The sequence below is a fragment of the Rhodanobacter sp. C03 genome (genome assembly GCF_002001175.1).
Taxonomy (GTDB): Bacteria; Pseudomonadota; Gammaproteobacteria; order Xanthomonadales; family Rhodanobacteraceae; genus Rhodanobacter.
On record NZ_MUNT01000001.1, the window covers coordinates 1,298,083 to 1,317,339 of the forward strand.

20 protein-coding genes are annotated in these 19,257 nt (G+C 62.4%); 11 read left to right on the plus strand and 9 right to left on the minus strand.

From position 1 onward, the window contains the following. The first annotated feature begins 65 nt into the window (after positions 1 to 65). The 3 genes from B0E48_RS05585 (at position 66) to B0E48_RS05595 (ending at position 3,429) form a co-directional block, all read left to right on the plus strand. Positions 66 to 2,108, plus strand: coding sequence for an alkaline phosphatase family protein (locus B0E48_RS05585; RefSeq protein WP_077516648.1), 2,043 nt, complete (start codon positions 66 to 68; stop codon positions 2,106 to 2,108). Positions 2,109 to 2,195: 87 nt separating this feature from the next. Continuing rightward, entirely contained in the window at positions 2,196 to 2,678 is a 483-nt protein-coding gene (locus tag B0E48_RS05590; RefSeq protein ID WP_077516650.1) for a DUF3617 family protein, read from the plus strand. A 376-nt stretch (positions 2,679 to 3,054) separates the two neighbouring features. After that, the gene (locus tag B0E48_RS05595) at positions 3,055 to 3,429 is read left to right on the plus strand and encodes a hypothetical protein (protein ID WP_077516652.1); all 375 of its coding nucleotides are present in this window, start codon (positions 3,055 to 3,057) and stop codon (positions 3,427 to 3,429) included. 149 nt (positions 3,430 to 3,578) lie between these two features. Here the strand turns inward: B0E48_RS05595 and B0E48_RS17460 are convergent, their stop codons facing one another. Next, positions 3,579 to 4,601: a hypothetical protein gene (locus B0E48_RS17460; protein ID WP_139350156.1), complete on the minus strand. Its 1,023-nt coding sequence runs from the start codon at positions 4,599 to 4,601 to the stop codon at positions 3,579 to 3,581. A 208-nt stretch (positions 4,602 to 4,809) separates the two neighbouring features. Here B0E48_RS17460 and B0E48_RS05610 point away from each other — a divergent pair, with 208 nt between their 5' ends. Beyond that, positions 4,810 to 5,490 (plus strand): 2'-5' RNA ligase family protein, encoded by a 681-nt coding sequence (locus B0E48_RS05610; RefSeq protein WP_254423855.1) that lies wholly within the window; start codon positions 4,810 to 4,812, stop codon positions 5,488 to 5,490. Here the strand turns inward: B0E48_RS05610 and B0E48_RS05615 are convergent. Continuing rightward, on the minus strand, positions 5,470 to 7,563 hold the full coding sequence (locus B0E48_RS05615) for an EAL domain-containing protein (RefSeq protein WP_077516658.1): 2,094 nt from the start codon (positions 7,561 to 7,563) through the stop codon (positions 5,470 to 5,472). The genes B0E48_RS05610 and B0E48_RS05615 overlap by 21 nt on opposite strands. A 172-nt stretch (positions 7,564 to 7,735) precedes the next feature. Between B0E48_RS05615 and B0E48_RS05620 the strand changes: the two genes are divergently transcribed. Both B0E48_RS05620 and B0E48_RS05625 read left to right on the plus strand, forming a co-directional pair. Then, positions 7,736 to 8,074 (plus strand): zinc ribbon domain-containing protein YjdM, encoded by a 339-nt coding sequence (locus tag B0E48_RS05620; RefSeq protein WP_077516660.1) that lies wholly within the window; start codon positions 7,736 to 7,738, stop codon positions 8,072 to 8,074. Positions 8,075 to 8,291: 217 nt separating this feature from the next. Further along, entirely contained in the window at positions 8,292 to 8,759 is a 468-nt protein-coding gene (locus B0E48_RS05625) for a DUF3617 family protein (protein WP_077516662.1), read from the plus strand. Between the two features lie 92 nt (positions 8,760 to 8,851). On the opposite strand, the gene B0E48_RS05630 is transcribed toward B0E48_RS05625, so the two are convergent. Further along, entirely contained in the window at positions 8,852 to 9,766 is a 915-nt protein-coding gene (locus tag B0E48_RS05630) for a YXWGXW repeat-containing protein (RefSeq protein WP_139350157.1), read from the minus strand. A 279-nt stretch (positions 9,767 to 10,045) separates the two neighbouring features. Here B0E48_RS05630 and B0E48_RS05635 point away from each other — a divergent pair, with 279 nt between their 5' ends. Continuing rightward, positions 10,046 to 10,576, plus strand: a complete 531-nt coding sequence (locus B0E48_RS05635) for a hypothetical protein (RefSeq protein WP_077516664.1) — start codon at positions 10,046 to 10,048, stop codon at positions 10,574 to 10,576. Positions 10,577 to 10,732: 156 nt separating this feature from the next. Here the strand turns inward: B0E48_RS05635 and B0E48_RS05640 are convergent, their stop codons facing one another. Both B0E48_RS05640 and B0E48_RS05645 read right to left on the minus strand, forming a co-directional pair. Next, positions 10,733 to 11,530, minus strand: coding sequence for a siderophore-interacting protein (locus tag B0E48_RS05640; RefSeq protein WP_077516666.1), 798 nt, complete (start codon positions 11,528 to 11,530; stop codon positions 10,733 to 10,735). Between the two features lie 184 nt (positions 11,531 to 11,714). Continuing rightward, positions 11,715 to 12,176 (minus strand): PadR family transcriptional regulator, encoded by a 462-nt coding sequence (locus B0E48_RS05645; RefSeq protein WP_254423856.1) that lies wholly within the window; start codon positions 12,174 to 12,176, stop codon positions 11,715 to 11,717. On the opposite strand from B0E48_RS05645, the gene B0E48_RS17995 reads away from it, so the two are divergent. Beyond that, entirely contained in the window at positions 12,165 to 12,413 is a 249-nt protein-coding gene (locus B0E48_RS17995; RefSeq protein WP_254423857.1) for a hypothetical protein, read from the plus strand. The genes B0E48_RS05645 and B0E48_RS17995 overlap by 12 nt on opposite strands. A 206-nt stretch (positions 12,414 to 12,619) precedes the next feature. On the opposite strand, the gene B0E48_RS05650 is transcribed toward B0E48_RS17995, so the two are convergent. From B0E48_RS05650 to B0E48_RS05660, 3 genes are all read right to left on the minus strand, one after another. Further along, positions 12,620 to 14,023: a diguanylate cyclase gene (locus tag B0E48_RS05650; RefSeq protein WP_077516670.1), complete on the minus strand. Its 1,404-nt coding sequence runs from the start codon at positions 14,021 to 14,023 to the stop codon at positions 12,620 to 12,622. Positions 14,024 to 14,155: 132 nt separating this feature from the next. Then, entirely contained in the window at positions 14,156 to 14,530 is a 375-nt protein-coding gene (locus B0E48_RS05655; RefSeq protein WP_077516672.1) for a DUF5329 family protein, read from the minus strand. Positions 14,531 to 14,600: 70 nt separating this feature from the next. Continuing rightward, the gene (locus tag B0E48_RS05660; protein ID WP_139350158.1) at positions 14,601 to 16,181 is read right to left on the minus strand and encodes a phospholipase D family protein; all 1,581 of its coding nucleotides are present in this window, start codon (positions 16,179 to 16,181) and stop codon (positions 14,601 to 14,603) included. A 346-nt stretch (positions 16,182 to 16,527) separates the two neighbouring features. Here B0E48_RS05660 and B0E48_RS05665 point away from each other — a divergent pair, with 346 nt between their 5' ends. The 3 genes from B0E48_RS05665 to B0E48_RS05675 all read left to right on the plus strand — a co-directional run bounded on the left by B0E48_RS05665 (position 16,528) and on the right by B0E48_RS05675 (position 18,580). Beyond that, the gene (locus tag B0E48_RS05665; RefSeq protein ID WP_077516674.1) at positions 16,528 to 16,716 is read left to right on the plus strand and encodes a CsbD family protein; all 189 of its coding nucleotides are present in this window, start codon (positions 16,528 to 16,530) and stop codon (positions 16,714 to 16,716) included. Positions 16,717 to 16,895: 179 nt separating this feature from the next. After that, positions 16,896 to 17,822 carry an ABC transporter ATP-binding protein gene (locus B0E48_RS05670; protein WP_077516676.1) on the plus strand — a complete coding sequence of 309 codons (927 nt, stop codon included), beginning with the start codon at positions 16,896 to 16,898 and terminating at the stop codon, positions 17,820 to 17,822. Beyond that, on the plus strand, positions 17,819 to 18,580 hold the full coding sequence (locus B0E48_RS05675; protein WP_077516678.1) for an ABC transporter permease: 762 nt from the start codon (positions 17,819 to 17,821) through the stop codon (positions 18,578 to 18,580). The genes B0E48_RS05670 and B0E48_RS05675 overlap by 4 nt, the downstream gene beginning before the upstream one ends. A gap of 68 nt (positions 18,581 to 18,648) precedes the next feature. Here the strand turns inward: B0E48_RS05675 and B0E48_RS05680 are convergent, their stop codons facing one another. Next, the gene (locus B0E48_RS05680) at positions 18,649 to 19,146 is read right to left on the minus strand and encodes a hypothetical protein (protein WP_077516680.1); all 498 of its coding nucleotides are present in this window, start codon (positions 19,144 to 19,146) and stop codon (positions 18,649 to 18,651) included. Positions 19,147 to 19,257 lie beyond the last annotated feature (111 nt).

Consider the following 19,257-nt stretch of genomic DNA (forward strand, 5'->3'; position numbering starts at 1 on the left):
AGGCCAGTAATCAGGGGGATTACTCGATGGCAGCCTTTACCCAAGTGTCTGCAGGAGATCCAGTCATGCGCACAGTGTTCGGCCATACGCGGCTCAAATCGTTGGTCGTTGGCGTCTTCGCTGCCGGACTTGCCGGCATCGTGAGCGCACAGAGCACCACTCCACCCGACAAGGACGCCAGCTTCCGCCAGAACGTGCCGGCTACCAGCGCGCGCAATCGCCAAGGTTTGCCCGGCGGCATCGTCACGCTGCATAACCCCGGTCATGTGGGTGACCGCAGCAATGACACGCTTACCCCGATCAAGCACGTCATCCTGCTGATCGGCGAAAACCGCACCTTCGATCACGTCTACGCCACCTATACGCCGCCCCGCGGACAGAGCATCCGCAATCTGCTGTCCGAAGGCATCGTCAACGCGGATGGCACGCCGGGACCGAACGTGACTGCCGCACGCCAGTGGCAGGCATCGAATACCGGCGCGTTTGCGGTTGCACCCACCCACACAGCGCCGTATGCGCTGCTGCCGGCGATGAACACCGGCGGTGCTCCGACGCAGGCGTATCTTGCTTCGGCGGCACAGGCGGAAGCCATCGAGCCCGGACTGCCGACGGAAGACTACGTCGAACTCGCCGAAGGCGGCACCGGTCTGCCCAACGACGTCATCGACACGCGCTTCCCCACGCAGTTGCCGAACGCGCCGGTCGATATGCATGCGTCGATCAGCTACAACGATTACGCCAACAGCCCGGTGCACCGTTTCTTCCAGATGTGGCAGCAGCTCGACTGCAGCGCGCAGGCTGCAACGGCACACAATCCCAGCGGTTGCCGCAATGACCTGTTCCCATGGGTCGAGACCACCATTGGTGCCGGCAACAACGGTGCCGCGCAACCGGCAGGTTTCACCGTGCAATCCACCGGCGAGGGATCGACCTCGATGCAGTTCCTCAACATCGCCAAGGGTGACGCGCCGTACTTCGCCGAGCTGGCGCAGAACTACACGCTGAGCGACAACTTCCACCAGTCGGTGATGGGCGGCACCGGCGCCAACCACATCATGCTCGGCTTCGGCAGTCCGATTTATTACGCCGATGCGCAGGGCCATCCGGTAATGCCGCCGGCCAACCAGATCGAGAACCCCAACGCCCAGGCAGGCACCAACAACTGGTACGTGCAGGACGGCTACGGTGGCGGCTCCTACGTCAACTGCGCTGACGACACGCAGCCGGGCGTGGCTGAAGTGAGGGGTTATCTGCGCTCGTTGCCTTATCGCAGCTTCCGCGGCACCGACTGCAAGCCGGGCGCCTATTACCTGGTGAACAACTACAACCCGGGTTACCTCGGTGACGGCACGCCTGCGCCGCTGGGCAGCCAGCAGTTCACCATCCCGCCGACGAAACAGGACAACCTCGCCCTGCTGCTGAACCGCCACAGTGTCAGCTGGAAGTACTACGGTGAGGGCTGGGGCGACGGCAAGGAAAACGGTGAGGCTGGCACGTTCTGCAACATCTGCGACCCGTTCCTGTATTCCACCCAGGTGATGACCAATCCGGCGCTGCGTGCGAACAACCAGGACATCAACGACCTCTATAGCGACATCCAGAACGACACCTTGCCGGCGGTATCGATCGCCAAGCCGGATGGACTGCTGGATGGCCATCCGTCCTCGTCCAAGCTGGAACTCTTCGAAGGCTACGTGAAGAAGATCGTCGAGATGGCCAAGGCCAACCCGAAGGTGTGGAACGACACCGTGATCATGGTGACCTTCGATGAAGGCGGTGGTTACTACGACTCCGGTTATGTGCAGCCGATCGACTTCTTCGGCGACGGCACGCGCATTCCGCTGCTGGTGATCTCGCGTTATTCCGAAGGCGGCCATGTCGTGCACACGTACTACGACCATGTCTCCTTCGACAAATTCGTCGAGGCCAACTGGGGTCTGAACGAAGCGATCTCGTCACGTAGCCGCGACAATCTGCCCAATCCGATCGCGCTGCCCAGCGATCCGTATGTGCCGGTGAATTCGCCGGCGATCGGCAACCTGATGAACATGTTCGATTTCGGGCGATCAGGCGTCTCGGATCACGCGGTCGCGGCTACCAGAGACTGATTGCCGCGCAAATCATGCCCTGCCTGCAGCAGCAGGCAGGGCATTCGCGTATCCGGAACTCACGAACCATCTTGGGAGAGAACGCCAGTGAACGACAACCTGATCAAGCCGGAGAGGCGCCTGCGTCGCAGTTCGGTCATGCGCCATGGTTTCAGCGTGGCCCTGTTCGTCGCGGTGGGGTTTGGCAGTCCGCTCGCGCATGCGGATTCCGCCGATTTCCGAGCCATGCCGGGGCTATGGAAGATCACTACGCGCAAGCTCAGCCATGGCCATCCCGGCAAGCCATCGATCGAATGGCATTGCATCGACGAAGGGGCCGATCCATGGACTTCGTTCGCGAGCTTTGCCGTCCCCACTGTCCCGTCATGCCAGCGCAATGACCAGCACCGCAGCAGCACGGCGTTGGCGTGGGCGGTGAGCTGTTCCGGTCATCCGCCGGTGAATGGTCGTGGCCGCGTGGACTTCGATTCTGCGGAGCACTACATCGCCAGCATCGAACTGCAGAAGCGTGGCGAGGTCGTCCGCGTCGAAGGCCAGCGCTATGCAGCCTGCACCGGCCCCAGCGATTGAATTCCTTGCGGCAAAGCGATTCCGCATCGGGCGCGTCCGACGAATTTGACGAAAACCGGCATGCCGGCCCTGACGGCGAGCAGGCATAGTCACATTCAGCGAACCAGCCGGCTCAGCAAGAGCTGGCCCTCCTCTGGGGAGGCTTGCAGCGATGCTTTGCATAGGCCATAGGCTCTAATGATGCGCTGGAGTGTGCAGGCTATAGTCGTGCCGTGCCGGTTCGGATAGGCATGTTCAGATGGCATGCAAGTCGGCCTGCTGGGCAGCTGCAGGGATGCACCTCGGCGCGTGCGAGCCCCGGCGGCATTGGTCCGACGTGGCGGACCGCAAATCAGCAGAACGCTCAATGGTTCGTCCCCGACGGGATACTCCGCACATGGCCGATCAAAAATCTTTCCCGAAGGCGCCGGGTAACGTTGTCGACTGGAGCGACCCGTTGCTGGTGTCGCTGTTGAACAAGACCGATGACTGGCATCTCGACAATCGCGGGGCTATCCCGCCGCGACATATCCATATCGAGTTTGGTTGGGGAGCCGCGACCTCGAAGCCTGCGATGCTGGCTTGGGAGAACGATGATGCGATGGTCATCGAGACTTTTTTTCCGATCCAGCAAGGCGAGCGCGTGCGGGTGGAGAAGCCTTGCGAGACTGGCGTCGAGAGCCAGTGGTGTCAGGTCACCGAGAGTCGGGCAGGGCACCGCACCGACGACAAGGCCAACGGTATCCACGTGCATTTCCTGCACAAGGGCTGATTACGCCACCGCGCATTGCTGGGCCTTTTCGTCACCGCCCGCAGACAACTGAATCCAATCGAGGTGATCGATAGCCCCGGGTCACGCATGTACACGAGCAGTCGCTTGTTTTTTCCGCCATTGCGCGGATCACGCCATTTCGGCCACGCTCATGGAGTGGATGGAGGGCGTACGCGCTGCGGTGGCGGTGGCTGCCAGTCTGTCGGCGGATCGAGTGGCTTGCCGGCGTCGGCGAGCATCGCGTCGATGCTGTCGACCTCGCGCTCATGCGCCAGCATGCTGGCGACCTCTTTCGTCGGCGGCAGCGCCGGAGTTCCGGTGATTGTGGCCAGCTGATTCATCTGCCACTGCAAGCGGCGGCGCTGCGCCAGGGCCTCGGCCCGGTCGTCGGCATCGCGGGCGTTCCACTCATGCAGCTGCAGGCCGACCATGTTCGCAATCACGGTGTCGCCATGCTCCATCGAGGTCGCGGTATCACGACACGTCTTGCGCCGGCCATCGCTGGGCGCCGTGCCAGGCTCGCAGACTCGCACCAGATCCTGCAGCGCCGGCATGGCCAGCGCTGCGACCATGCTCATCGCCTGCATCTGCCGTTGCGACTCGGGTGTGTTGGCCTGATCCGCCGGATCGCCTGGCGGGGTGGGGACACGATTCAATCCGGCGATGAAGCGTCGTCCGAGAGACGCAAAATAGACATTGAAATGGGTGGAGCGCGCCATGTTCGCGAGGGCTTCGTCGATGCGTGCCTGATCCGCGTGAGTGGAGGCGTCATGCAACGCGGCCATCCACACATCGCCATTGTGCGGATCGATGCCGCGCACGCGGGTCTCCCGACTCAGCACCTCGCAACCGGGCTGTGTACTGCACTGGATCACATCAAGCAGCCCGATATCCGCGGCCTGGGGTGCGACGACGGTAGCGCGGTCCAGCAGGCCCAGCGATTTTTCCGCACCATTCGAAAGATCCTGCGCAAGCCCGGCAGCGGTGACCAGAGCATCGGCATCCGGCTGCGCCGCGAGTGTTTCAACGGCGCCGATCCGCCACGTGGTTGAGGATGCAGCGGAGTCTGGCGCAGAGCCAGTCTGGCTTGCTGTGGTGCCGGCGATGGCGAGCGAGCTTGCCAGCAGACCGGCAACAAGAGTTGTTCCGGAGATTATCCATGGGTAACGCATCGCGCGATCCTCACATTCTTCGGGAAATCCAGTGTAGCCACCAAAGACTGGTCGAAGTGCGGCACGCACCGCTGCTGCCCCAGGGGCGCCCTGCTTGGCGCCTGATCCGGTACGGCGCGCCCACGCCTGTAGCGGCGCTAGACTGTGGCAGGCTGGCCCGGTATGGCGACGTGGCAAATATTGTCGCCGCACACAGGCCGCCGTCAGCGTGTTTGCCGCGGAGGCCCAGCTCATTCCAATCCCATCGATCCAACGTGAACCAACAGACGGCATCAGCTTCTTCTTTGCCGTGCTGCCGGACGAGCAGGCTCGTTCGGGGCTCGCTGGCGTCAGCGAGCGTTTCCGCAAATCAGCGCGGATGATCGGCACACCGGTGGGTGCCCACAGCTACCATCTGACGCTTTGTCCCATGGGTCGACCGGAGCGGATGTTGCCATCGCTGGAAGCCGCCTTGCTGGCTGCCGCCGGTACGGTACGGGCCAGTACATTCGACGTCACGCTGGATTCGGCCATGCGCTTCAGCGCCAAGGACGGCCGCTTCCCGTTTGTACTGTGCACGGACAGTGTCAGCGGCGCGTCGGTATTGAAGCTGCGCTGGGCCATCGCCGATGCGCAGCGCCGCATTGGGCTGTCGGTGAGTGGCGTCTCCAGCTACCTGCCGCATGTCGCGTTGCTGCATGGTCATGCGATCGACGCGATGCAGGAATCCATCACACCGATCTGCTGGACGGTGCGTGAGTTTGTGCTGATCCGCAGCTTCTTCGGCCAGGGCCACCAGGAGGTGGTCGCGCGCTGGCCGCTGGAGCCGTCGGTCGCTGCCCGGCGCCTTGGCGTGCTCGACCTTGCCGACCTGCCGGATCTGGGCGAACTACCTGCCGAAGACGAATGATCTGTCGGCGTGCTGCGCGAGCCAGCTGCGGAATGCTGGTGCTGGCAGCGGATGACTTACCAGGTAGCCTTGGATGGCGTCGCAACCCAGTGCGGCAAGTGCATCCCGTTGCTCCTCGGTTTCGACGCCTTCGGCGACCACGAACAGCTTGAGGTGGTGCGCGATGGCGATCATGGCCTCGATGAACCGGTCGGGCGAACCGGCGTGCAGTACCTCGATGAACGTGCGATCGATCTTGAGTTCGCGCACTGGAAGTTTTTTCAGGCTTTCCAGCGAGGTATAGCCGGAGCCGAAATCGTCCAGTGAGAACTGGAACCCGGCGGCATCCAGTTCGCGAATCTTGCTGGCCGCATCGTCCAGGTCGTGCAGGAAGGCGTTCTCGGTGATCTCCAGAGTGATGCGGCGCGGATCGACCCGCGTCGATGCCACCGTTTCCTGCAGCGTGCGCACGAAGTCTTGGGCGAACAGTTGCCACGGACTGACGTTGATCGAGATGCGGGCCTGGGCATCTGCGGTTGGCCATGCTTCCAGCTCAAGGCAGGCCTGATGCAGGACGTCGCGTCCGATGCGATGGATCAGGCCGGTCTCCTCGGCGATCGGAATGAATTCGCCCGGCTCGATCAGACCATGTTCCGGGTGTCGCCAGCGCAGCAGTGCCTCGGCGCCGATGAAGCGCCCCTGCATGTCGAGCTGGGGATGGTAATGCAGTTCGAATTCGCCGCGGTCGAGAGCAAGCCGGAGGCCCTTTTCCAGCAACAGGCGTCGATCGGCCTGCGCCTGCATCCCGCTCTCGAATACCACCGCGGTGTGCCGCCCGGCAGCCTTGGCGCGGTATAGCGCCATGTCGACCTGACGCAGCACGTGGTCGACATCCTGGGCCGTGCCAGGCAGTGGCGTGATGCCGGCGCTCACACCGACGACCAGGTCATGGTTGCCGATACGCAGCGGCACGGCGAGCCGCGCCGTGATCTCGCGTGCGATGCGCAGGGCTGCATGAGCGGGTGGTTCGCCGGTGCCACCCAGTGGCTGCAGGTGCAGAGCGAACTCGTCGCCACCGAAACGGGCGAGGCAGGCATCGGCGGGGGCGGCTTCGCCGATGCGCGCGGCGACTCCTTTCAGCAGCTCGTCGCCCACGTCATGGCCGAGCGCTTCGTTGATGGTCTTGAAGTGATCGAGATCGAACAGGATAAGCGCGCCGTCTACCTGTTCCGTGGCGGCAAGTGCATGCTGCAGACGCTCGTGCATGTAGTGGCGATTCGGCAGGTGGGTCAGTTGATCATGATAGGCAAGGTGTCGCAGGTCCGCCTCGACGCCCTCCCGCCGCTGGGTTTCGCTGCGCAGTTCGCTGAGGCTGATCCCCAGTGCACGGGTTCGTTGCAGCAGCTCACGTCGGAGTACGCCACTCATCAGCAGTACCAGCACCAGGAACGCCAGTGAGTCGAAGGTCAACCCACGTCCGCCGGCGTGATTGACTGTTTCGGCATGCACCGACGCGGCGGCCTGCACGATCAGGTACAGCGTGAGCGACCAGACACGCGCACCACGGCCCCGGCGCCACAGCATGATGCAGCAGCACACCGCCCACAGGTAGCTGACATCCACCGCGGCGTAGTAGATGCCGGTAAGCAGGGGTGATTCGGTGCCGGCAAAGTGCTGCACGCTCTCGCCCCAGGGCAGCAGCAACGGCGAGCGTGGGGTGATGCTGGTGTATAGAAGGCTATACGGCGAATCCAGGTTGATCACCAGCAGGGGGCCAAATACAAGCACGGCCAGCGTCACCCAGCGCCGCCAGTGCGCGAGATCCGTGTACAGACCGAAGAACCAGATACCAGCCGGATAGATCAGGCAGGCGAAGGTGATCTGCGCGCGCATCAGCGCGCACGCCGTCGACAAGGTATCGGTCTGGTAGAGCGCTGCGGTCAGCGCCAGGTAGATCGAGAGCAGCAGGCTGAGGCAACCGAACGCGAGATACACACGGCCCTGACCACGCGAAGATCCCGCGAGCGTGGCGTGGATGCCGGCGAAGAAACAGATGCCGCAGGCAATCAGCAGGCTGGATACATACAGAGTCAAGCGGCCACCGTTGGATTCCCCTGTGTGCCGCCGTCCAGCGGCGGTCCCCGGTTCGTGATGTTACGCCTCAGCCGATGGCTGCGGCCATCGGCCGGTCACGTTTCGGATGGCAGCCCAGTGCAGGCGATGATCTATATACTCGCAGCCCCGGAGTGCCCTGATAGATCGAGCCATGTCCGATATCCCCGCCTGCCCGCTGTGCGCGATGGAAAACACCTATCCCGACGGCGACAGCTACGTGTGTGCCGACTGCGGCCACGAGTGGCCGATCGCGGCGGCTGCAGGTGAGGAAGGCCTGCTGGTGAAAGACGTTAACGGCAACCCTCTCCGCAGTGGCGACACGGTGACGGTGATCAAGGATCTGAAGGTGAAGGGCTCGTCGATTCCCCTGAAGCAGGGCAGCGTGATCCGGAACATCCGCCTGGTCGAAGGCGACAGCGAGCACATCGAAGGCAACTCGGACAAGATCAAGGGTCTGGTGCTGAAGGTCTGTTTCCTGAAGAAGGCTTGATGAGAAACAGGTTGCCTGGAGTCTGCCGGGTGCGGGTTTCATCGAGTCTCGTCGGCACTGCCTGCTGCTTATCGGCCTAAATCGTTCGGCCAGTTGCCGACAGCCCCCAGGATGGGCGGAGAATCGTCTGGCTTCGGGTTATTGCCAAGAGCTTTTCCCTCTATCTCCATAGAGAAGCTTGGCGCACGGCGGCCGATGAAATCATGTAGGAGCAACGATGATGAAGATGCTCGTTTACGCGATAGCGGTATTCGCGCTGCCGATCGGTACCGCCCATGCAGCAAGCACACCACCACTGCGTGAGGGCCTCTGGCAAAGCCATACTCAGGAAATATCGAGTCCTGGAAACAAAAAAACCGATAGCATTTCGGAGATCTGTCGCAATCATGCGATTGATGAACACGCGGAGTCTCTCGCCAAAAACATGAAGGGTTGCACCCCGATCAGCGAAAATATCGAGGGCGACACGTTAACCGCGGAGATGCGTTGCGCCGTCGGCAAAACGGTTATTGACAGCAAGTCGGTGGTCACCTTTCAGGGCGACACGGCAGCCCATTCCGAATCGCACACCACGTACACCCCTGGCCTTGCCGGCATGACGGGAGACGTGATGATCAAGGACATGAAGTATGTCGGTAGCTGCCCGGCAGGCATGAAGCCCGGGGACGTCAGATACCCAAAGTGAAGCATCCCGCCTCCGTGGGGTATCAACGAAACGGGCCGGAGCAATCTGGCCCGTTTCGTTGATGCAGTCAGCCTGATCCGTACTTGAGCGGATCAATGCTTCTCGTTGCGCGCGCCACGGTTGCCGCCACCACGGGCGGGCTGAGCATGTCCCTGCGGACGTGGCTGTTGATACGAACGCGCGGCAGGGCGGTACGACGCCGATGTTGGCCGCGGGTTCCCTTGATAGCCGGCTGCGCTGCGCGTGGGGCGCGCATACGAGTTGGCACGGTTGTACGACATTCCCCGTTGAGTGCTGTTGTTTCGCGGTGCGTAGCTGGCGGAACGTTGGGTGTTGAAGGCGCCTGCGCGCGGCGTGGCGGCAATCGCCGGCATACCATGGTTGACCGAAGCGCGCATGGAGCGATTCTGGCTGGCCATGCGCGCCTGTTGCTGCTGCGCTGCCAGTGGCTGCATGTGCCGATCGCGTGTGGCGAGCTGATCCTGCGCCGTAGGCCGTGACATCAAGCCACCCCTGCCACCGTTGTAGCTGACGCGGCTGATGTTGGTGTTGTAGCCGACGTTGCGGTTGTAGTTGAAGCGGCCATGATTCCAGTAGCCGCCGCGATAACCCACGCCGTCATAGCCGTAGCCATAGTTGATGCCGCCATAGAAGCCCACGTGCCGTCCCCAATAGCCCCGATTGAAGACGTAGAAACCGTTGCTCCAGCCCCAATACCCAGGCGTCCACAGCGCACCGACATAGGGAGCCAGCACCCAGGTGCCCGGTACCCAGAAGTAGCCACCATCGCCGTAGGCCCAGTAGCCAGGCGTCCAGATATAACCGGCGCCGGGCATGATCGGCTGGGCGTAGATCGGCAGTGGCGGTGGGGCGATGCTGACCGAGACGAACACGCCTGCGAAAGACGAGAACGAGACCGCCATGAAGCTGGCCGCCAGCATCCACAGAGCCAATCGGCGCAGCAGGGCTGATCGCAGGGTCGGAAGACTACGCAGGTGCAGTTTCATGGGAATACCCCTTGGAAGTTGACGGTACTGGGACACGATAACGGGGCAGCGCCGATTCGGAGGACGGCATGCACGGGTTGGCCGAAAGCCGTTCATACGGGAGTCGACAAGGTGTACCTCAAGTAACTTGTTCCATGAAAGTCCCGTCGCATCAGAGTCACGCAGCGCGGTGCAACGACATGGCAGCGCGTTGAAAAAGCGGGTGCCGTGGATCGCCGTAGTTGGCTACCGCACGAACAACCGCTACAGTCCGTATTTTTCCAAATGCGAAAGATTCTCATGTCGATTGGCCACCGGGTCCTCAAATTCGTCCGTCAGCTTCATCTCTACCTCGGCATATTTACCGCGCCGATGCTGCTGTTCTTCGCGATTACCGGCGGTCTGCAGACCTTCAGCCTGCACGAGACCACCCGCGGCAGCAGTTATACGCCGCCGGCGTGGCTGGCGAGCATGGCGCAACTGCACAAGAAGCAGACCACGGTGATGCCGGTGCGACGACCGCGATCGGCGGAAGCGGGCGCGCCGATGGCGAGTCCGGGCGAGGCGAATGCCGTTGCACCGTCCCCGGCGATCGCGGTATCGGACACGCGTGCACCGGGAGGATCGAGTCAGCCGGCTGACAATACCGGCGCAAGGCCCAAGAAAAACCTGCTGCCCATGAAGATATTCTTCGCGCTGGTATCGCTGGGCCTGCTGATCTCCACCTTGACCGGGATCTACATGGCCTGGCGCTTCAGTCGCAAACCACAGTTGGTCGGTGGCCTGTTGCTCGCTGGTATTCTCGTCCCGATCGCACTCACCCTGTTTTGACGCCGGATGCCGTGATGGCGGCCTCAATGATCTGTCGAGATGGTTGCGAATGCTCGCGCGGCCACCGTGCCGATAGCATGCAGAAGCATGGGACAGGATGGCACGGCCAAGCGAGCGCAAGTGCGTGGCTATGCATGACGAGCTGAGGGCGACTCGCTAGTCTTCGTCGCTGTCGTCCGCGTTGGCTTTCCAGTAGCCCTTGGCCTTCATCCAGTCCTTGGGCACGCCGCGTTCTTCACTGAGCCACTGGCGCATGTTGCGGGTCCGGCGCGATTCGCTGGCAATCCAGTAGAAGGTGTCGCCGATGGGCGTGTGTAGTGCACGCAGGGCCTGCTCCAGCAAGTCGCTCTGGTCGGCTGCCGTGCCGTTGCGTTCAAGCCAGTGGATGTTGACATGGGCGCGTGAGCGGAGCGCCTGGCGATCCTCTGCATCGGGAATTTCCAACAGCACCTCGACATGGGTGCCTTCAGGCATTTCTTCCAGCCAGCGGCCGATCGCGGGCAGGGCGGTTTCATCGCCGACCAGCACATAGGTGTCGAAGTCGTCGGCGACCAGGGAAGATCCGCGCGGACCACCGGCACCAATCCGCTGACCTGGCGTGGCCTGCGCTGCCCAGGTGGCGGCGGGGCCGTCACCGTGCAGTACGAAATCGACGGTCAATTCGTGGAGTCCATCGTCATGACGGCGCGGGGTGTAATCGCGCATAGGCGAATATTCGCGATCTGGCGGAAAGGTTGGGCCGTTCGGCCCCAGCACCGGCGGCACGATTTCACCGACGCTGTTGGGAAAGAACAGTTTCACGTGGTCGTCCGGCGCGGAGCTGATAAAACCGCGCAACTCCGCGCCGCCGAAAACGATGCGCTGCATGTGCGGAGTCAGACGCTCGACGCGCAGCACGTCGAGCGTGCGAAAGACTACGGTGTGGCGAATTCTTTGATGGATGTGGGATGTCATCGGCATGATCTCCTGGGATCTGGGACAGGTGCCGGCTACAGGCTGAGCACGATCCGCGCATGGCGAATGGGCGAGCGGTGGCGGTGGCCGTTGTTGCTGTGGGTATGCAGCGATGTCAGGCGAGTCGATAACCGAAGCGTTCGGCTATCGACTGCATCAGGTGACGGTGGGATCGCCGCCTGTTTCAATCACGGCGTTCACCGCTGGCGATGGCGCTGGCGGCGCGATCCAGGATGTCGGCTATGCGCTTTGCCTCGTCCTTGTTCCAGTCGCTGCCACGCATCAGCAAGGCATGCTTGAGCGCATGCATCGCCTTGCGCACGCTCATCGGCGCGGCCATCTTTGCCGCCATCCTGGCGCTGTGCTCGGTGCGCGCGGTGACCGCATCCACCGCTTCGCGGTTCTCGTCCAGGTAAGTGCGGCCAGCAGCCGTGATTGCGTATAGCTTGCGGCCGCCTTGTTCATTGGTCACTTCGGCGTAGCCGAGTTCTTCCAGCATGGTGAGGGTGGGGTAGATCGCGCCGGGGCTGGGCGAGTACTGGCCGTGGAACATGTCCTCGATGATGCGGATCAGTTCGTAGCCGTGGCGCGGCTGCTGTTCGATGAGAGCCAGCAGCAGCAGCTTGAGGTCGCCGTGGCCGAACATGCGGCCACCGCCGCGCCGGCCACCACCGCCGCGCATTTCGTTCCAGTCGGCGAAGAAATCGCCGCCGCCGTGGCGACCACCGAAGGGGCCGGCATGGCGTTCGTGATGCTCGTGGGCATCCGGGCCTTCGCCGTGTCCGAAGGCGTGGCCGTGATGGTGATGGTGCTGATGAAAAGCGTTGAAAAGCATCTGGCGCATGCGCATGAGGTATTCCGATATATCGTGAGAGTGATGTAAAGATATATCGTAAGAATATCTAAAGCAATACGTGGGCTGCCGGAGAACGATGGCCTGCGACATGAAGCAGCTTTCGGTATCTACGGCCCTAACGGGGTGCATACGGTTCAGGAAGCGCAAGCGGACTTGGGGAGCAGGACTCCCTCACCAGGGTATGTGCGGGCGGGTCAGTTCTGTGACCGGTCCAGGCCGAACCGGGCTACGCCTTATGCCCCGATCGCATCGCCTGAGCGGCTGTCGTCGTCGGAGTTTTGCGGGTCAGCGACCAGGAACCGGTTGCCGCCAATTTTCTTGGCGCGGTACATGGCGCCATCGGCATGTCGGATCAGCTGCTTGTTCTCGTTGCCATGCTCGGGAAAGACGGCGACGCCAAGGCTCGCGGATATCTGCAGGCGCTGTCCGGCCAGCTCGAACGGCTGGTTGAGCGAGGCGCGGATCTTCTCGGCGACGATCGATGCGTGTTCCGGCAACTTGATGCTGCTGAGTAGCACGACGAACTCATCGCCGCCGAGTCGCCCGACCGTATCCGAGTCGCGCACACAGTGCCTGATGCGATGGCCGACTTCCCGCAGCAGCAGGTCGCCGGTGGCATGGCCGTAGCCGTCATTCACCTGCTTGAACCGGTCCAGGTCGATGTAGATGAGGGACAGCCGCTCACCGTCCAGCCGACTCTTGGCCAGCGCCGTTCGCAGGCGGTCATCGAACAATCCTCGGTTGGGCAGATCGGTAAGCACGTCATGGCGTGCGATGTGGCGCAGCCAGGTTTCGTTCTGCTTGCGCTCGATGACGGCGGCGATCTGGGCCGAGACGAACTGCAGCAACACCTTGTCCTGTTCGGTATAGCGGACCGCGCCGGAGTAGCTCTGCACCACCAATGCGCCGATGACACCCTTTTGCGAGGTGAGCGGAACGCCAAGCCAGTCCAGCGAATCCTTGCCGACGACGGTGCCGGCCTGGTCGGACAGGGTCATCCGGGTATCCGGTGTCAACAACAATGCGTGGCCGCTACGGATGACTTCCGCGCTGAGGGTGCCGGAATCGAGCTTGCGCGGCATGGGTGCTTCGTCGTGTTCGTCGACGAAATAGGGGAAGCTCAGCTGATCTTCCTTGTCGTCGTAGAGGGCGACGAAGAAATTGGTGGCCGGCAGCAGGTCGCCGATGATCTGGTGGATATGCCGGAACAGCGCAAGCAGGTCTTCGGCCGAGTGGGTAGCCTCGGAAATGCCATGCAAGGCGGCCTGCATGGACTCGGCACGCTTGAGTTCGGTCACGTCACGCGCCACTGCGATCCTCAGCTGGTCGGCTTCCGACCAGCGGGCCGACCACATGATGTGGACGACCTTTCCATCCTTGCGTACATAGCGGTTCTCGAAATGGAGCTGGAGGTGCCCGCCCATGACCCTGGAGGCCGCCTCGATGGTTCTGGCCCGGTCCGCGGGGAATACCAGGTCGAGCATTTGCCGGCCGACCATTTCCTCCGGTGTGTAGCCGAAGATGCGCTCGCATGCGGCACTGACGAACACAAAGCGCCCCTCAACGTCGACCATGCAGATCGCGTCGAGCAGGAGGTCCATGACATTCGTCAGGGGCGCGTAGGCGTTCTTTTCCATCGGTGCATCGTGTGGCCGGACAAAGGTAGGCTCAACCAAGCACAGACCGTGCCGGGGAGTGGTTGGTTCGAAACGATCACCCGGCTTTGGCCTCCTGCGTGAAGTCCTGATGCACCACAGGCGCTGGCGGACTCAACCTGACCGATGTGCGGCTTTCGCCATGTATTCGGCCAGTTTGCCGCGCAGGAACGTGGCCGAATCGACGCTGTGGCCATCGTGGAAGTGAATCGTGTACTTGATCCCGGACACGGACGAGCCAGTTGCACAGTACGCGATGAAGTCTCCAGCGGTCTTCACGCGGCTGCCGGCAAAGCGCAGTTTCAGGCGCATGTGGTCGGCGGCATGCGCGGCATCGTATTCGGTGCCGTTGCGGATGAAGGTCGCATCCTGCAGGGTGGCCACCGAATCGATGAGATAGGCGATCTTCTGCTGTTCGATGTTCTGCTGGCCGAATGCCGGCGCTGCCACCAGCGCGAAAAGCATCAGTGCAGCCAATATCCTGTTCATGCATCCAGCCCGTAATCTGCCGTGTGCAGCAGGGGTGGCGTTTCGTGCTCATGGCGAGCGCGAGTGCCGCTCACAGCATGCCCTCGATCGGCATCAGCCTGAATATATCCACTTCCAGTCGGCGCGTCACACTGGTTTCGGGATCGTGGTGGTAGATCACCGGCTTGCCGCCATCGCTGTCCTGCCATTGCATGCGCCCGCCGTGCGGCGAATCGTGTGCGGTCAGCGTCACGTGGTAGGCGCTGGAGGGTAGGGTGGCGGTGTCGAAGAACTGCGTCACGGCCACCGCCAGTGGTGGCGAGTCGACGATGATGCCCATTTCGGTGTTCAACAGTTTCGAGCGCGGATCCATGTTCATCGAGCCGATGAACACCTGCTGCTGATCCACCACGATCGCCTTGGCATGCAGGCTGACACCGGAGGAGGTGCCCTTCGCGGTTGCTGGTTGTTCGACACCGGGAGCGGGCCGCAATTCGTAAAGATCGACGCCGCCTTCGAGCAACGCGCGCCGGTAGCGCGAATAGCCCGCATGCACGACCGCCTCGTCGTTGGAGGCGAGCGAATTGGTCAGCACCTTGACACTCACGCCGTGCGCGACGAGGCCGGTGAGATATTGGGTGCCCTTGTCGCCGGGGATGAAATAGGGCGATATCAGCAGTACATCGTGCTGCGCCTGGTCGATCATCGACTTGATCCGCGGGCCGATGCGCAGTGAGTGCTCTTCCCTGGCGCTGGCGGCCTCGATCTTTGCCGGCTGGTCGGCGACCAGCGTGGCGTGTCCCCAGAACCATGCGCCGGGGCGATCGCCGGAGGGGCCGTCAGGAAGCTTGTCCAGCGTTGCCTGGGCATAGTCCGACTGCGCGAACGCACGCGCGTCGTGGGTCAGGTCCACCCGCAGTTTTGCCAGGTCATAGTGGCTGGCGCGCTTGCCGTGGAAGGCGGTCACCGGGATGGCGGCATCGCAGTTCCAGTATTCGTCGAACGCATGCGAGGCTTCCTTCACCACCGGTCCGATCGCGATCAGGTCGAGGTCGCGGAAATTGGTGTCGTTGCCGGCATCGAAATAGGCGTCGCCGATGTTGCGGCCGCCGATGATCGCCACATTGCCGTCCACGATGAACGACTTGTTGTTCATGCGGCGGTTGAGCCGGTGCGCATCGAGCAGGAATTGCGTGGTCTTGGACAGCATCGACGGATTGCGCGTATGGAACGGATTGAACAGCCGGACCTTGATGTTCGGGTGCGCGTTGAGCGCATTCAGCATGTCGATCTCATCGTGCACGTTGATGTCGTCGAGCAGCAGGCGCACGCGCACGCCGCGATCCGCCGCCGCCAGCAGGTGCTGCGCGATCAAGCGGCCGGTCGCGTCGTTGTTGAAGATGTAGTACTGCAGATCGATCGAATGCTGGGCGTGATCGGCCAATGCGACGCGGCTCATCAGCGCGTTGTTGCTGAGCGTGAGCAGGCGGAAGCCGGACTGGTCGAGATGCTGGTCCACCTCGGCATGGATGTAGCGCCCGCTCGGCGTGCCGGTGGCCGGGGGCAAGGCCTTCGACGGGTGCTTGACGAAGTCGCTGCGCATCGACGAGCACGCGCCGAGTACCAGCACGACCATCGCCAGCGCAACCGTGACACCTGAACGTCGCAGCATGAATCCCATTTCGCCCACCCCCGTTCTGCAATCCAGACTAGCCGTCGCGTGCCGTTTGCATCGATCCGATCGAAGTAAGAGCAAACGCCAAACGCTGGCCCGACGGCTGGATACGGTTACGGGCGTGAAGACAATGTGTGCCTGCTGCCGTGAACGTGGCGCGAGGCGCAGCCGTTTCCGAGGCGGGCATTGCAATCAAGCGCATGTGTGATGACCGCATCACATGACTGAACCCATACAACGACGCAACGATGTGCCAACAGCATGGTCACAGGCTGTCGACCGGGGAGCTTCTAATCTCGGGTCGTCTGCAATATCGCAGGCCCCATCCCCCGGAGATCAACTAATGGATCGCAATCGCGTCGAAGGTACCAAGCACGAGGTCAAGGGCACGGTCAAGGAAGTGGTCGGCAAGGTTACCGGCAACAAGGCGAAGGAAGTCGCCGGCAAGCTGGAAAAGAACGTCGGCAAGATCCAGAAGGAAGTAGGCAAGGCTGCCGACGAACAACGCGACGCGAACAAGCATCAGCATTGAGCGGTTGTTAGTCGTTAGTCGTTATAAGGATCGGGCGGGCGCGCAGCTCCGGCGGCGCGCCCGTGTGCTTGTCTGGGTGACGGATTTGCCGCACGCCGGAAATTGTCGACGGGCTGGCTCTGCACAGGCGCCCGGCATACCATCGGCTTTCCCTTTGCCGCTATCCCCAAGGACACTGCGTGCAGCCGATCATTTCTGTCAGGCAACTCAGCAAGACGTACGCCACCGGTTTTCATGCACTCAAGCAGATCGACCTGGAAATTCGTCAAGGCGAGATCTTTGCGTTGCTGGGTCCGAACGGAGCGGGCAAGACCACCCTGATCAGCATCATCTGCGGCATCGTCAATCCCAGTGAGGGCACGGTGCTGGCCGATGGCCACGACGTGGTGCGCGACTATCGCGCGGCGCGCGCGAAGATAGGCCTAGTGCCGCAGGAGCTGACTACCGATGCGTTCGAGACGGTGTGGAACACGGTCAGTTTCAGTCGCGGGTTGTTCGGCAAGGCGCCCAATCCGGCGCATATCGAGAAGGTGCTGAAGGAGCTATCGCTGTGGAACAAGAAGGACAGCAAGATCATCACGCTGTCCGGCGGCATGAAGCGCCGCGTGATGATCGCCAAGGCGTTGTCGCACGAGCCGCAAATCCTGTTCCTGGATGAACCGAGCGCCGGCGTCGACGTGGAACTGCGGCACGACATGTGGGAGATGGTGCGTTCGCTGCGCGCCACCGGGGTCACTATCATCCTGACCACCCACTACATTGAGGAGGCCGAGGAGATGGCCGATCGCATCGGCGTGATCAGCAAGGGCGAGCTGATCCTGGTCGAGGACAAGGTCGAGCTGATGAACAAGCTCGGCAAAAAGCAGCTGACGCTGCAACTGCAGACCCCGCTGGAGGAACTTCCCGAAACGCTGGGTGATTACCAGCTGGAGTTGTCCGCCGATGGCAGCACGCTGATCTATACTTTCGACGCGCAGGGCGACCGCACCGGCATCGCCGGTTTGCTGCGGCGGCTGGGCGAGGCGGGGATCGACTTCAAGGACCTGCAGACCAGCCAGAGTTCGCTGGAGGATATCTTCGTCAGCCTGGTGAGGGAGCGCGCATGAATATCCACGCCATCCGCGCGATCTACCGCTTCGAAATGTCACGCACCCGGCGCACCTTGCTGCAGAGTGTGGTCTCGCCGGTGATCTCCACCTCGCTGTACTTCGTGGTGTTCGGCGCCGCGATCGGCTCGCGCATGACCGCGATCAACGGGGTCAGCTACGGCGCCTTCATCGTGCCGGGATTGATCATGCTTTCCCTGCTGACGCAGAGCATCTCCAACGCGTCGTTCGGCATCTACTTTCCGAAGTTCGTCGGCACGATTTACGAGATCCTGTCGGCGCCGGTGTCCTCGATCGAGATCGTCGCCGGCTACGTCGGTGCGGCGGCGAGCAAGTCGATCATCCTCGGCTTGATCATTCTGGCCACCGCGCGGTTGTTCGTGTCGTTCCAGATCGAGCATCCGCTGTGGATGCTGGCCTTCCTGGTGCTCACTGCACTGACCTTCAGCCTGTTCGGCTTCATCATCGGCATCTGGGCGGACAACTTCGAGAAGCTGCAGCTGGTGCCGTTGCTGGTGGTGACGCCGCTGACCTTCCTCGGTGGCAGCTTCTACTCGATCCACATGCTGCCGCCGTTCTGGCAGAAGGTCACCTTGTTCAATCCGGTGGTGTACCTGATCAGCGGCTTTCGCTGGAGCTTCTACGGTGCCTCCGACGTCGGCGTGGAGATCAGCATGGGGATGACCCTGATGTTTCTCGCCCTCTGCCTGGCCATCGTGTGGTGGATCTTCCGCACCGGCTATCGCTTGAAGGCCTGAGGTTGCTGCCTGAAATTGCGGGCATGACGAAAGTAGGGCTTTCTGCTTGAGTAAGTGCCTGAGCCGATTCAGGTCAACACAGTATGCGTGTGAAACGGCAGTGGCGTAGCGCCGGCCTGTGCGATCGTGGCAGTAGCCGTCGCTAGCTGTTCCTTGCTGCCGTCGATCACCACCAGAATGCGCCCGGCGGCGATCTCGGCCTTGAACTTGCGGCTCACCGCATCGGGCACTTCGAAGCCGACCAGTTCGCCGATCCAGCACCCGAATACCGCGCCAGCCACGGTCATTGCAGCCGCGCCGGCCAGCGTCACGCCCAGCGGTGGCACGACCACGGCGATAAGCCCGAGCAGCAGGCCGGTGCCGCCGCCACAGGCACCGCCGCGCAGCGCGGCGGGGTAGAAATCATTGCGTCCCTGCATCAGGTGATCGGGGATCCGTTGCAGTTCGATGTCCTCGCGGGCGACCAGCGAGACATCGCGGTCGGCGATGCCAGCGTCACGAGCGGCCTGCATCGCGGTGCGTGCTACCGAGAGGTCAGGGGTGCTGAACACGTATCGGGTTTTCATCGGGCCTCCCTCCGTTTCCGGCGTGGCAAAACCCGCGCCTCGGGATGACACGCGGGCGAGGCTTGGTCAATGCCTATCTTTGTCGCGATGACGTCATCGGCATGTGAGCTG